Below are 13,596 nucleotides of genomic sequence, written 5' to 3'. Positions count from 1 at the left end.
TGCTCTCCTAGTAGGCTTTGCGTATATCGACAAAATGACCCGCTACAGCGGCCGCTGCGGCCATAGCTGGACTCACTAAGTGCGTGCGACTGCCACGTCCCTGACGCCCCTCAAAATTACGATTACTGGTTGATGCACAGCGATCCCCAGCTTCAAGCCTGTCGTCATTCATGGCTAAACACATTGAGCAGCCAGGTAAACGCCACTCAAAACCCGCCTCGATAAAGATTTTATCCAAGCCTTCCGCTTCTGCCTGCTCTTTTACTAATCCTGAACCAGGCACAACAATAGCCGTCACTCCAGGTGCAACCTTGCGTCCTTTGGCTTGATTGGCAGCAGAACGCAGATCTTCAATACGTGAGTTGGTACATGAACCAATAAACACCTTATTAATGCTCACATCAGTCATCTGAGTACCCGCTTCCAGCGCTACATACTCCAATGCTTTCTCTATACTGGTGCGCACCGTTGAGTTTTCAGCATCAAGCGGGCTCGGCACCGGCTGATCGATGGCCACCACTTGACCAGGGTTAGTGCCCCAAGTCAATTGCGGCGCAATATCGGCAGCTTCCAGCACGATATGGGCATCAAATGTAGCCTCATCATCACTCTTTAGCTCACTCCATGCCGCTAGGGCACTGTCCCAATCGCTGCCTTTAGGCGCAAACTCGCGACCTTTCAGGTATTCAATTGTCGTCGCATCAGGCGCGATCATACCCGCCTTTGCTCCCATCTCAATCGCCATATTACATACTGTCATGCGTCCTTCCATTGAGAGTGCTTCAATCGCCTCTCCACAGAACTCAGCGACATAACCTGTGCCACCATCCATGCCAATTTTCCCAATAATGGCCAGCACGATATCTTTGGCAGTGATGCCATCGGCAACATGACCACGGACTTCAATCTTCATGGTTTTTGCTTTGAGCTGACGCAAGGTTTGCGTCGCCATAACATGTTCAACCTCAGAGGTACCGATACCAAAAGCCAATGCACCAAACGCACCGTGAGTCGCGGTATGTGAGTCGCCACACACAATAACCGTACCAGGTAAGGTGATGCCAAGTTCTGGCCCCATAACATGAACAATACCCTGATTTTTATGGTGGATATCATAGAGACGAATACCAAACTCTTCGCAATTTTGCGCCAAGGTTTCCACTTGAATACGCGCCATTGGGCTAAGGGCATCTAAACTTGCGCTCTTAGTTGAGGTGTTATGATCCATGGTTGCAAAGGTTTTTTCTGGGGCGCGCAGCCTGCGTCCTGCCACCTTCAAACCGCTAAAGGCTTGAGGTGATGTCACTTCATGCACTAAGTGTCTATCGACATAGATTAGCGGCGCTTCGCCTTGAGGTGCGGCAACAATATGGCTGTCCCAAACCTTTTCATACAATGTTTTAGCCATTACTTTGCCTCTCTTACTGCTTGAGCGATATAGTCACCCATTTCGCTGGTCGATTTTGCATTCGCACGTTCACTCGCAGGTAATAGCTCACCGGTTAAGTAGCCATCACCAAGCGCTTGTGCCACGGCAGTTTCAATCGCTGTGGCCGCAGCCTCGAGCTTCAAGCTATGACGTAACAGCAGTGCAGCAGATAGGATCTGTGCCACTGGATTTGCGATACCTTGCCCCGCAATATCTGGCGCACTGCCACCAGCAGGTTCATACAAACCAAAGCCATTGCTATTTAGGCTGACAGATGAGAGCAGTCCCATAGAGCCTGTTAACATCGCAATTTCATCCGAAATAATATCGCCAAACAGGTTGGAGCAAAGCATGACATCGAAATCAAATGGGCGACGCAGTAACTGCATGGTGGCGTTATCTATATAGATATGCTCAAGTTCGACATCAGGAAAATCTTTAGCAACCTCTTCAACCACTTCACGCCATAACACTGAGCATGCCAGGACATTGGCTTTATCAACCGAGGTGACCTTTTTACGACGACCTTGAGCCGCTTCGAAAGCGATTTTAGCGATACGACGGATCTCTTTTCGGCTGTAGCGCATGGTGTCGAACGCTTCTTCCTCTTCACCTTCTCCTTGACGCCCCTTAGGTTTGCCAAAATAGATCCCCCCCGTCAGTTCGCGCACACATAGCACATCAAACCCTTGCGAAGATATATCGCTTCGTAGCGGTGACATATGCTCTAAACCACTGTGCAATTTAGCTGGACGAATATTACAAAATAACTCAAAGTGACCACGAAGCGGCAAGAGCGCTCCACGTTCAGGTTGATCATTTGGCGGTAGGTGTTCCCACTTAGGTCCACCAACAGAGCCAAATAAAATCGCATCGGCTGCCTCACACCCTTTAAGTGTTGCCTCAGGTAATGGACAACCGTGATTGTCGATCGCCGCGCCACCCACATCGTATTCGCTATATTCAATATCTAATGAAAAACGCGCCTCAACAGCACTCAGCACCTTACGTGCCTCCGCCATCACTTCGGGGCCAATTCCATCACCGGCTAATACTGCTATTTGATAACTCATACGACACCTAACTCCCTGCTTTGCTAATGCTCAATAATGCTATTAATAATTGTCTGTGGACTTAAACGCCACCTAATTCCGCACGCTTTTGTTGTATTTTATTTTTGTTTTCTGCCACTTTGTCGGCTCTCCAAGTCAAATTCATCACATGAATAAGCGCCTGGACAGATGCTTCAACGACATCGGTCGCTAAGCCTACACCATGGAAGTTTTGCTCTTGATAGCTGGCGGTTATATCCACCTGGCCTAACGCATCCTGTCCCTGACCTTTGGCACCCAATTTATAGCTGGTGATATTGACTTGGCAGTTACTCGCTCTGGTAATCGCATTGTAGGCCGCGTCAACGGGGCCATTACCTGTCGCCGCTTCAGTAACGGACTGACCCGCCACATCAAGGGTAACCGTTGCGGTTGCTTTACCTTGAGTAGAGTCAGAGTGCACCACTAGCTGCTGCAAGGTGTAATTAGTGTCTTCATCAGCTTGTGCTTCCATGTAGACCAAGGCCTCAAGATCGTAATCGAACACTTGGCCTTTCTTGTCGGCTAATTTCAGAAACGCCTCGTACAACACGTCCATATCATAATCTTGTTCGGCGTACCCCATCTCCTGCATGCGATGCTTAATTACATGACGACCGGAACGAGAGGTCATATTCAAATTGCTGCGATTTAAACCAATGCTTTCTGGCGTCATGATCTCGTAGGTATTTTGCGCCTTCAACATGCCATCTTGGTGAATACCCGAAGAGTGGGTAAAGGCATTAGCCCCCACAATAGCCTTGTTAGCTTGCACAGGCATATTACACAGCTGGCTGACTAAATTAGAGGTGCGGTGAATCTCTTTGGCGTTAATGCCCGTCTCTAAGCCTAAGGCTGCTTTACGCGTTGACAAGATCATGGCGATCTCTTCCAGCGAGCAGTTACCCGCTCGTTCACCAATACCATTGACAGTGCACTCAATCTGGCGCGCCCCATGCTGTACCGCGGTGATAGAGTTTGCCACCGATAAACCTAAATCATCATGGCAATGCACAGAGATAACCGCTTGATCGATATTAGGAACACGATTAAATAAAGTTTGAATAATTGAGCCAAACTCACTCGGTACGGTATAACCCACGGTATCGGGAATATTAATGGTTTTAGCACCAGCTTTGATTGCGGCTTCGACCATGCGGCATAAGTTGTCAATGGGAGTTCGGCCCGCATCTTCACAAGAGAACTCCACATCGTCAGTAAAACGGCGCGCATATTTCACCGCACCAACCGCCATCTCTAACACTTGGTCGAAAGATCGCTTTAGTTTACTTTCAACATGAATGGTTGAAGTAGAGATGAAGGTGTGAATACGAAACTGATCAGCCACTGATAAAGATTGCGCTGCCGCATCGATATCTTTCTCAAGCGCTCTGGCCAAAGCACAAACACGGCTATTTTTAACAGTACGTGCAATCGTCTGAACCGAGTCGAAATCCCCCGGAGACGAGACAGGGAAACCAACCTCCATCACATCAACACCAAGTCGTTCCAGTGATAATGCGATCTGCAATTTTTCCTTAACCGTTAAACTTGCCGCTAATGCTTGCTCACCGTCACGTAAGGTCGTATCAAATATTATCACTCGGTTAGACATCTAGTTTCTCCATGGAACGTCTATGTTCTATCTTTTCGTTTTAATCAAATCCATAAACAAAAAAACCCCGCGGTGTTGGGCGCGGGGTTTATGAATGCTGGGTGTGTTATTAAGCGTGCAACACTACATTCTCCGCGCAGAGTCTGCGAGAAAGAGAATAAGGAGGCTGAGTAGTGCACGGTTAGTAGTCATCTATTTTGTATTCAACAATATTAGTTATTTATTCATTATTTTTTATAAGAGCGGTTAATTTTTAACGTGTGTAGCGCTAATAGTCAACCCCATTTTTTTCATGCTATACAGATTAGACCAGCAAAATTGCAGAATGAGTGCACAATTTGACAATCACAGCTGATGATATGCGCCATTAATGTAACAAATTCAATATGGCTGCGCGCAAAATCATCAATCTGCTAGATTGTGACGTAAAAGTTATTTTTTATGCAATTGCTTATAAAAAATCAGTATAATGCGGCTCAATCTACTCATATTAATCGTCTCTCGTTGGAGTTTTATAAATGGATTTTCGCCTACTAGCATTATGCTTCAGCCTTTGGCTGTTTCCAGCATGGGCAAGTATAGAGAGCGATCTAAATGATTTAGCCGATACGGTTTATCAATATCCCAACGAAGCACTAAGCAAAATTGAAGCATTAGAGAGTGCGCTCGACCAAGATAAATTAACCCCAATATTACGGCTACGTCTGGCATTGTTAAAATGTGAGACCTTTGTGCAGCTAGGTGAAAATGAAGCGGCAATTAATTTAGGTCGAATGAGTGACGCCAAGGCAAAGGCGATGCAAATAGAGTCGGCGCGCCCCTATTTTCTTAATTGCATGGCTGGTGCCTACATAGACTACGGTGATTTGCGCCAAGCGCTGACTCTGCTGGATGCATCGATTTATCACTCTCGAGAACTAAAGCAACCTCAATCATTAGTCAACGGATTACTCTTGCGTGGTCGAGTCGATATCCAGATCGAAAGTGAAAGCAGTGCCCTCGAAGATCTGCGGCTCGCACAAGATATTTATCCAGAAACACTCAACCAACAACCCCACTGGATCGTGCCACCATTCCCTTACATTCAATTGGCTATGGCCGAACTCCTCAGCCAAAAAGGACTCTTTAATCAGGCCTTCAATACCGCCAGAGCCACATTGGACAATGAGCAATCAACGGGGAAAGTCAGAATCAACCTGCTACTCAATCTCGCCAAAATTGCTCATAAAAACCAAGAAGTAAAATTTCGCGACGACATGATATTAGAAGCGAAAATTTTAATACCAGAACTGGCAACCGCCACAGAACTCGCAGAAAGTTACAACCAACTTGCGGAAATAGAGTTTCTGCGTGGTAATGATAAAAGTGCAATCCAGCTACTTAATATTGCTATTAATACTTTTGAACAGCAGAAAAAAATCAGCGATAGTCTACATGCCCATAAACTGCTGGCAGAGATAGAGCTAGCAAACGGCAACGAAGCCGCTGGCCTAGATTTAATGAAAAAGGCTATAGGTATAGCTGAACGAACCAATCAATTTTATCAGCTCGTTATTTGCTATCAGGTATTAAGCGATTATTTTGCCAGTGTGGGCAATTACCAGCAAGCCAACCAATACCAGCGCCTCAGATTCGACACAGCTAAACATAGCTACGAGTACCTCAAAGATACCCGTCTCCTTCAAATCAAAGCGCGACTGGCTCGCTACCAACAGTTAGCCCAGAGCAAAAAAACAAACACCTTAAAACTCGATACTCATCTGGGCAACAACTATGGATTGTTCGGGATCATTTTACTGTTCCTACTGCTAACACTGTTACTCATCTTCTCGAGACTTAGGGGTCAAAAACCTCCCAAGCAAGAGATGCAAGGTTTTGAGCCGATGGCCCCGCTCGAAAAAATGGAGGCTCTTTTGGCAAGTGCTAAGCAGATAGGATTTCCGATCACGATTTTATTGATCAATCCAAGTCACTTTTATCGTGCGGATATGAAGCTATTATCAGCGAGAATTTGTGACAAGTTGCGCCAACAAGATATGCTATTTAATAAAGAAGCTGATCAGATGCTGATCATGTTGCCTTTTACTCATCTAGAAGGCGCAATGCAGATATCGCAACAATTAGAAGCAGCAATAGAACCCTTGCAAAGTAATGGCAGAGTGGCCATTGGCATTGCGGTGATGCGTCACCATGATACCTTGAATACGCTGATTAAACGGGCAAGTATTGATCAACTAAGTAAGCACAATGAACACTTAGCACATTAACTGTAACCCTGTTACCCCTGCGTCAGATAGTCGCTGATCTCATCTAAAAACTCGTTACCGAAACGATTCAGTTTAGTTTCTCCAACGCCATTGACCGCTAACATCTCGCCAGGACTCGTTGGCAACATAGCGGCCATCTCAGCTAATGTGGCATCGTTAAAGACCAGGTATGGCGGTACGTCCAGCTCTTCAGCTAAACTTCGTCTCAACAATTTTAAACGGGCAAACAATTTGCGATCATAATTTAATGGTGCACGGCTACTGGCTCCGCGTCGCTTCACATTCGTGGTCAATGCAATTCGCGGCTCCGCTAACTGCAAAGGCACCTCGCCTTTGAGTACCGCGCGAGCTTGTGAATTGAGCTTAACCGATGATCCGCGGGTAATATCTTGGCTGGCGTAACCAAGATGAATGATCTGCCGAATAATACTCAACCAGAACTCATGACTTTTATCTTTACCTATTCCCCAGGTTGACAACTTGTCATGCCCACGATCGACAACGCTAGCGGATTTAGAGCCCCTTAGAACCTCAATGAGATGGTTGATACCAAACTTTTGCTGCAAGCGAAAAATACAGGAGAGCACTTTCTGTGCATCTTGCACACCGTCATAGCGTTTTGGTGGGTCTAAGCAGATATCGCAGTTACCACAAGGCTCTGATGCACTCTCGTCAAAGTAGTGCAGTAACACTTGTCGACGGCACGTTTGCGCTTCAGCAAATGCAGCCATTGTATTGAGTTTATGAAACTCAACCTGCTGTTGTGGACCAGGCTCTTGTTGTTCAATCAGGTGGCGTACTCGGCCAATGTCTGCAGGGTCAAACAACAGCAGTGCTTCTGCATCTAAACCGTCACGCCCGGCACGTCCGGTCTCCTGATAATAAGCTTCAACGCTTTTAGGTATGTCATAATGCACCACAAAACGAACATTCGACTTGTTTATTCCCATACCAAATGCAACGGTTGCGACGACAATTTCAAGCTGGTCTTTTAGAAAGCGCTCTTGAATGTCAGCGCGCTCCTCTTGTGTCTTACCCGCGTGGTAGCCATCAGATTTATACCCTTGCAACCTTAAGCGTTCAGCCACTTCATCAACACGGCGGCGACTGCTACAGTAAATAATGCCACTGTTGCCATTTTGAGCTTGGATAAATTGGCGCAATTGATTAGCCGCATTGAGCTTTTCGGCCACGGTATAACGAATATTCGGCCTGTCAAAACTGGTCAACAACACATGCGGAGTGATCCCCAAGCGCTGACAGATATCGTGACGGGTAGCGTGGTCGGCGGTAGCGGTTAATGCCATAACAGGCACTGACGGGAACAACTGCTTAAGTTTACCAAGCAGTGCGTATTCAGGCCTAAAATCATGCCCCCACTGCGAAATACAATGGGCCTCATCGACAGCAAATAGCGAGATATTCAAACCTTGCATCCGTTCGATGAAACTCGGCATTAACAAGCGCTCAGGCGATACATACAGTAGCTTTAACTCACCGCGATGTAGTTGCTGAAAAATCTGTAACGAGGCTTCTCTCGATAAAGATGAATTTAGATAAGCTGCCGCAACGCCCATTTGACTAAGACTATCGACTTGATCTTTCATCAAGGAGATCAAAGGTGACACAACTAACGTCAAACCCGGTAGCAGTAGTGCTGGCAGTTGATAACAAAGGCTCTTACCGCCACCTGTTGGCATTATCACTAAACTGTCTTGTGCCTGACAGGCCTGCTCAATCACTTCCCGCTGACCTTGTCTAAAGGTACGGTAACCAAATACCGCCTGCAGGCAGTGTGAGAGCGGATCGGTGTCGGTGGTGTCGACTAAATTAGCAGCGGCGTCCATCTGTCATCATAGTTGTTAATCGGCCGCCTATTCTAAGGCAAGCTGCGCCTGCTTGTCTCGACTGTGAGTACTTAAAGTTGATTTAATTTCTTCCGCCATCAAATCGGCTAAAAATCCATCTAAGACTTGCCCCTATGATTATTAAGGGATAGATTAATTACTCTAAAGGAATGAAGTGATGATGGAGATCAGCCTTAATGACCACCGCAATCCAAGCACAAATTTTAGCCAGCGTTGCCGAAATATTCGATAGCAAAGTGCCGTTCCACAACTTACTTGGCATGGACATCAAACGTTACGACACTGACGGTGTCGAGGTTGTAGTGAGCATGAAGCCGCAACTGATCGGTAATATCCACCAGCAAATATTGCACGGTGGCGTAACGGCCACGGTGCTAGATGTTGTTGGCGGGCTAACTGCGTTTTCAGGATTAGTGGCCAGTCGGGATGATTGGAGCCTAGAAGACCTGCAGACTCGGCTACAAACCCTTGGCACCATAGATTTACGCGTTGACTACCTTCGGCCTGGTCGCGGCCAAGTATTTACCGGCACAGGCACAGTGATCCGTGCTGGCAACCGTGTATCGGTTTGCCGTATGGAGCTACATAATGAACAGGGCTCACACATCGCCTTTGGTACCGGAACCTACATGGTCGGTTAGCCCATGAGTTATTCATAACAGCGCTTGAGTCTAGAACTGTTGCACCCTACAATGCCACTCCTTCTCAATGACTAGAATCCCGAACCTATGGTCGATACCGAATACCGCAAAGGCGTTGCATTAGCAATTTGTGCCTACTGCCTTTGGGGCTTTGCCCCGTTATACTTCAAACTTTTACATCAGGTATCAGCGGCGGAAATTTTGGTTCATCGGGTAATTTGGTCGTTTGTTTTCATGATCATACTGATGAAGTTTATTGGGGGCTTCGCTAAGTTACGCCAACTGTTTCGTCAACCCAAGCAGTTAGGTGTACTAACGATCACCTCGGTGCTGATTGCAGGTAACTGGCTACTGTTTATCTGGGCCGTCAATAATGATCACATGCTCGATGCTAGCTTAGGTTATTTTATTAATCCATTACTTAACGTCTTGCTTGGTATGATATTTCTTGGTGAACGGTTACGTAAGCTACAGTGGTTTGCCGTAAGCCTTGCCTGTGCTGGAGTGTTCGTTCAATTAATCTCTTTTGGTTCTATCCCTTTGGTGTCATTGGCACTGGCCTCATCGTTTGGCTTTTATGGTTTACTGCGTAAAAAAGTTAATGTCGACGCTAAAACAGGCCTATTGGTCGAAACAGCCTTGCTACTTCCTGTCGCCATTATCTACCTGTTTGTCACACTCGACTCAGCCACTGCGAATATGTTTACCAATGAGATTAATATGAACTTATTACTTATTGCAGCAGGCGTTGTGACCTCGGTACCCTTACTCTGCTTTGCAGGCGCAGCGACACGTATCCCGCTGTCTATGCTTGGTTTCTTTCAATACATCGGCCCCAGTATTATGTTTATTCTGGCGGTCAGTTTATACAAAGAGCCTTTTGATCTTGAAAAAGGCATCACCTTTGCGTTTATCTGGAGTGCGTTGGTGATATTTACGCTTGATATGGCGTTAAAGCGTCGACGCAAGCAACAGGGCTAGTAACGACTCTGCCCGCTCAACACTCAATATCAGCAGATAGCCCTCTGTCGTTGGCAACACCAGTACATGATTGCTATTGGTAACGGACAATAGGGCTCTATCGCTATTGGAGATGGTATCTTTTAACTTGAACCATCCCAGTCTATAGCCGGGCAACCCCACGCCATTACTTCTATAACTCAGCTGTGGCGCATCAGCGTCATCCAAGCTAACAATACGTGCCTGCGAAATTAAAAGACTCTCCAAAGGCAATTCAGTGCGATACAAAGGAATATCGACCGTCATCGATGTCGGGGTGACACGAATATTGGCATCATGGGCCTTGAAAAACACCCAAGATAATAGACCCAATACCGCGATCACCATACCCAGCGCAGCAAATTTAGCGCCTTTGGGTAATGGTTTTATCTTTAGCAGAATTAAAATGAAGCCGATGCCGACCAGTAAAGAGACAAATGTCGCACTCGTTGCAGCATCGAAAGCCGTTAGCAGAAAGACTTGAGTATCCATGTTCAAGCACCCTATTTAAATGTCACTGAGGTCTCTGTTGAGCCCCACGATATAAGATTGAGCGGTGGCTCATCCTCAAATTGAATAGCCTCACTATGCACCGCACGACATATTATGTCAAATAGTGCATAACGCCCAACACAAGCAAAAAGACCACGCCTTAACGTGGTCTTCTAAGTGAGCTTTTACTAGAGATCTAACGCGAGAATTTTGGATTTACGTTGATAGTTATACAGCTGCTTTTTCATATCAGGTAATGCATCAACATCAACGATTTCAAAACCATGCTCAAGGAACCAATGGATACTACGCGTTGTTAGTGCAAACAAGCGAGAGTAACCTCGCACCTTGGCTTGCCCAATAATATTCTTCAGCAGTATGCTACCTCTATCGGCATCACGATAGTCAGGATGCACCACCAAGCAAGCAAACTCACCGGCATTGTCTTCCTCAAACGGATATAGCGCCGCACAACCAATGACCAGTCCGTCACGCTCAATAAGCATAAACTGCTCTATCTCCATCTCTAACTGTTCACGAGAACGTCTGACGAGGATTCCCGCCTCTTCCAGTGGACGAATCAGATCAAGCACACCACCAATATCGGTAATGCTGGCACGGCGCAGTCGCTCTGCGCTCTCGGTGACAATTTGGGTACCAATACCGTCGCGTGAAAAGAGCTCCTGCAACAAAGCACCGTCATCTAAGTAGCTGACAAAGTGACACCGAGCAACACCGTTACGGCAGGCATCGATACTCGCCTGCAGAAAAGCACGCGTGCCTACACACCAATTATCTTCGTCGGTCACCTCTGACAAAATGCGTTGTGCATCGGTTGGCATGAGTTCTGCCAACACTTCGCCAGCACTGTCGAGTATCCCTTTTTGAGCGCTAAAGCCGATCATCTTGTCAGCTTTAAGCTTAACCGCAATCTGGGTCGCCACTTCTTCGGCAGTAAGGTTAAAACTCTCACCCGTCACCGACGCCGCCACCGGGCCAAGTAATACAATACCGTGACTATCTAACTGCCGCTTTAGGCCTTGCACATCTATACGTCTTACTTTACCGCTAAGACTGAAATCGACCCCATTATCGATACCCAGTGGCTGGGCAATGACAAAGTTTCCACTGACCACGTTGATTTGTGCGCCTTGCATTGGAGTATTGCTCAAGCTCATCGATAAGCGTGCAGTAATGTCTAACTGCAATCCACCGACAACTTGCTTAATCACCTTAAACGACTCTTCATCGGTGATCCGCACGCCATTATAATACTCTGGCACCAATTGGCGTTGAGCAAGGGCCTCATCAATCTGCGGCCTAGCCCCATGCACAAGGACTATCTTAATCCCTAAGCTATGCAATAGCGCAATGTCATTGATAATAGAGCGAAACTGACTTTGTGCCAGCGCCTCACCACCTAACATCACCACAAATGTTTTTCCCCTATGTGCATTGACATAGGACGCTGAATGACGAAAACCGTCGACTAACTCAGTAGTGCGCACGCGCGTAACCCCTAATCACAATAAATATGTGCAGCACTGGCTGCAATAAGAATAACCAACCAATAATATTGCATTTAAATTCACTTTAAAAGCATTTATTTTCATTATGGAGAGATTAAATCGCAATAGGGGAACTAAGACGAGATATGAGTAATACAGTAAAAGTTAGTACGACAAAAATGGACGCGAACTCACCCCCTGATTTACTGTTGAAGTCGATACCAATCAGTATAAAGATACCAGCACAGCGACACTGAAGTTTAACTATAAAAAGGCCAAAAAAAAGCCCCTACGAATAGGGGCTTTTCAAAGAAGTTCAATCAAGAATTACTTGATTTTAGATTCTTTATACATAACGTGCTGACGAATAACTGGATCAAATTTCTTGATTTCCATTTTTTCAGGCATGTTACGTTTGTTTTTCTCAGTCGTGTAGAAATGACCAGTTTTAGCGCTAGAAACTAGCTTGATCTTCTCACGGTTACCTTTAGCTTTAGCCATGGTTTATTACACCTTCTCGCCGCGGGCACGAAGTTCTGCAACAACAACTTCGATACCTTTCTTATCGATAATACGCATACCTTTAGTAGATATACGTAGCTTAACGAAACGCTTTTCGTTTTCTAACCAGAAACGGTGGTTCTGTAGGTTAGGTAAAAAACGACGACGAGTCGCGTTTTTTGCGTGCGAACGGTTGTTACCAACCATAGGCTTCTTGCCAGTAACTTGGCATACTCTTGACATGTCAATCTTCTCCAAAAACAATTTAACGCTCGAGCACTAATGTACCTCGAATATGGCCGTCGCCCGAGGCACACAAAGAGGGCGCATTTTATACAGGATCTAAAATCAAAGATCAAGGGATATTCAATCTATCCATCCCCTCTCTGCAAACGAAACTATCTCACGATCGCCCACAACCATATGGTCTAGCAGCGAAACATCTATAGTTGCCAACGCGTATTTTAATCGCTCAGTAATTCGCCGATCAGCATGACTTGGCTCCGCAACCCCCGAAGGATGGTTGTGGCAAACAATGACAGCCGCGGCTTTTTTCTCAAGCACTAGACTCACCACTTCACGTGGATAAACCGAGGCTGAATCTATGGTACCTCGAAACAGTTCAACGAACTGAATCACTCGATGTTGGCTATCAAGCAATAAGATGGCAAACACTTCATAGGCACGATCCGCTAATTGTCTCATTAAATAGTCCCGAGTTAAATCAGGATCTGTTAAAATCTTGCCTCTTTGTAGATTTTCTTTCGAAATTCGCTTGCTAAGTTCCATTGCTGCCTGTAATTGCGCGTACTTTACTGGCCCGACTCCCTGAATATGACAAACTTCACTCTCACTCGCTGTCATTAGCGCTCTAAGACCACCAAAGTGACTAATCATGGCTCGCGCCAACGACACAGCACTTTGCCCTCTAAGGCCGTTTCTGAGCAGCACAGCCAACAACTCGGCATCAGATAGTTGGCAAGCCCCATCACGTAACAGTTTTTCTCGCGGCCCCTCTCCATCGGGCCAATCTCTAATTGTCATACCACCTCCCTGTTGAGACAATTTTGCCGTTAAAGGATTAGAGTATGGTCTAGTTTTTAAAAACTTGTATCCTCAAGCCCTGTGGGATTGTGATATGGTTAGCCCACGCCAATTAGGGCAACCTTGATACGATTAGTGATG

At 46.1% G+C, this 13,596-nt stretch carries 12 protein-coding genes; 3 read left to right on the top strand and 9 right to left on the bottom strand.

Features of this window, described 5'->3' with window-relative positions; translation table 11 throughout:
- Nucleotides 1–7: 7 nt before the first annotated feature.
- The 3 genes from leuC to leuA all read right to left on the bottom strand — a co-directional run bounded on the left by leuC (nucleotide 8) and on the right by leuA (nucleotide 4,135).
- Complete coding sequence (gene leuC, locus BEL05_RS11420; protein ID WP_069671240.1) at nucleotides 8–1,408, bottom strand: 3-isopropylmalate dehydratase large subunit; 1,401 nt, start codon at nucleotides 1,406–1,408, stop codon at nucleotides 8–10.
- On the bottom strand, nucleotides 1,408–2,502 hold the full coding sequence (gene leuB, locus BEL05_RS11415; protein WP_028763056.1) for a 3-isopropylmalate dehydrogenase: 1,095 nt from the start codon (nucleotides 2,500–2,502) through the stop codon (nucleotides 1,408–1,410). Before leuB ends, leuC begins: the two co-directional genes overlap by 1 nt.
- A 61-nt stretch (nucleotides 2,503–2,563) precedes the next feature.
- Entirely contained in the window at nucleotides 2,564–4,135 is a 1,572-nt protein-coding gene (gene leuA / locus BEL05_RS11410) for a 2-isopropylmalate synthase (RefSeq protein ID WP_069671239.1), read from the bottom strand.
- Between the two features lie 518 nt (nucleotides 4,136–4,653).
- On the opposite strand from leuA, the gene BEL05_RS11405 reads away from it, so the two are divergent.
- Nucleotides 4,654–6,402 (top strand): nucleotidyl cyclase domain-containing protein, encoded by a 1,749-nt coding sequence (locus tag BEL05_RS11405; protein WP_069671238.1) that lies wholly within the window; start codon nucleotides 4,654–4,656, stop codon nucleotides 6,400–6,402.
- Nucleotides 6,403–6,413: 11 nt separating this feature from the next.
- Here the strand turns inward: BEL05_RS11405 and recQ are convergent, their stop codons facing one another.
- Nucleotides 6,414–8,249, bottom strand: coding sequence for a DNA helicase RecQ (recQ, locus tag BEL05_RS11400; RefSeq protein ID WP_069671237.1), 1,836 nt, complete (start codon nucleotides 8,247–8,249; stop codon nucleotides 6,414–6,416).
- 197 nt (nucleotides 8,250–8,446) lie between these two features.
- Between recQ and BEL05_RS11395 the strand changes: the two genes are divergently transcribed.
- Both BEL05_RS11395 and rarD read left to right on the top strand, forming a co-directional pair.
- Entirely contained in the window at nucleotides 8,447–8,911 is a 465-nt protein-coding gene (locus BEL05_RS11395; RefSeq protein WP_028763053.1) for a thioesterase family protein, read from the top strand.
- Between the two features lie 87 nt (nucleotides 8,912–8,998).
- Nucleotides 8,999–9,892, top strand: a complete 894-nt coding sequence (gene rarD, locus BEL05_RS11390; RefSeq protein WP_028763052.1) for an EamA family transporter RarD — start codon at nucleotides 8,999–9,001, stop codon at nucleotides 9,890–9,892.
- On the opposite strand, the gene BEL05_RS11385 is transcribed toward rarD, so the two are convergent.
- The 5 genes from BEL05_RS11385 to radC all read right to left on the bottom strand — a co-directional run bounded on the left by BEL05_RS11385 (nucleotide 9,863) and on the right by radC (nucleotide 13,455).
- The gene (locus tag BEL05_RS11385) at nucleotides 9,863–10,402 is read right to left on the bottom strand and encodes a hypothetical protein (RefSeq protein ID WP_069671236.1); all 540 of its coding nucleotides are present in this window, start codon (nucleotides 10,400–10,402) and stop codon (nucleotides 9,863–9,865) included. The two genes, rarD and BEL05_RS11385, sit on opposite strands and share 30 nt — an antisense overlap.
- Before the next feature lie 188 nt (nucleotides 10,403–10,590).
- Nucleotides 10,591–11,910: an amino-acid N-acetyltransferase gene (argA, locus tag BEL05_RS11380; protein ID WP_028763050.1), complete on the bottom strand. Its 1,320-nt coding sequence runs from the start codon at nucleotides 11,908–11,910 to the stop codon at nucleotides 10,591–10,593.
- A gap of 327 nt (nucleotides 11,911–12,237) precedes the next feature.
- Nucleotides 12,238–12,411, bottom strand: coding sequence for a 50S ribosomal protein L33 (rpmG, locus tag BEL05_RS11375; RefSeq protein WP_028763049.1), 174 nt, complete (start codon nucleotides 12,409–12,411; stop codon nucleotides 12,238–12,240).
- Between the two features lie 6 nt (nucleotides 12,412–12,417).
- Nucleotides 12,418–12,654, bottom strand: a complete 237-nt coding sequence (gene rpmB / locus BEL05_RS11370; RefSeq protein WP_028763048.1) for a 50S ribosomal protein L28 — start codon at nucleotides 12,652–12,654, stop codon at nucleotides 12,418–12,420.
- A 123-nt stretch (nucleotides 12,655–12,777) separates the two neighbouring features.
- Nucleotides 12,778–13,455: a RadC family protein gene (radC, locus tag BEL05_RS11365; protein WP_028763047.1), complete on the bottom strand. Its 678-nt coding sequence runs from the start codon at nucleotides 13,453–13,455 to the stop codon at nucleotides 12,778–12,780.
- Nucleotides 13,456–13,596: the final 141 nt, after the last annotated feature.

Origin of the sequence: Shewanella colwelliana (assembly GCF_001735525.1) — a bacterium.
GTDB classification, from domain to species: domain Bacteria; phylum Pseudomonadota; class Gammaproteobacteria; order Enterobacterales; family Shewanellaceae; genus Shewanella; species Shewanella colwelliana.
Note: the sequence above shows the minus strand (reverse complement) of the source record. Positions and strands in the feature narration are given on the sequence as shown.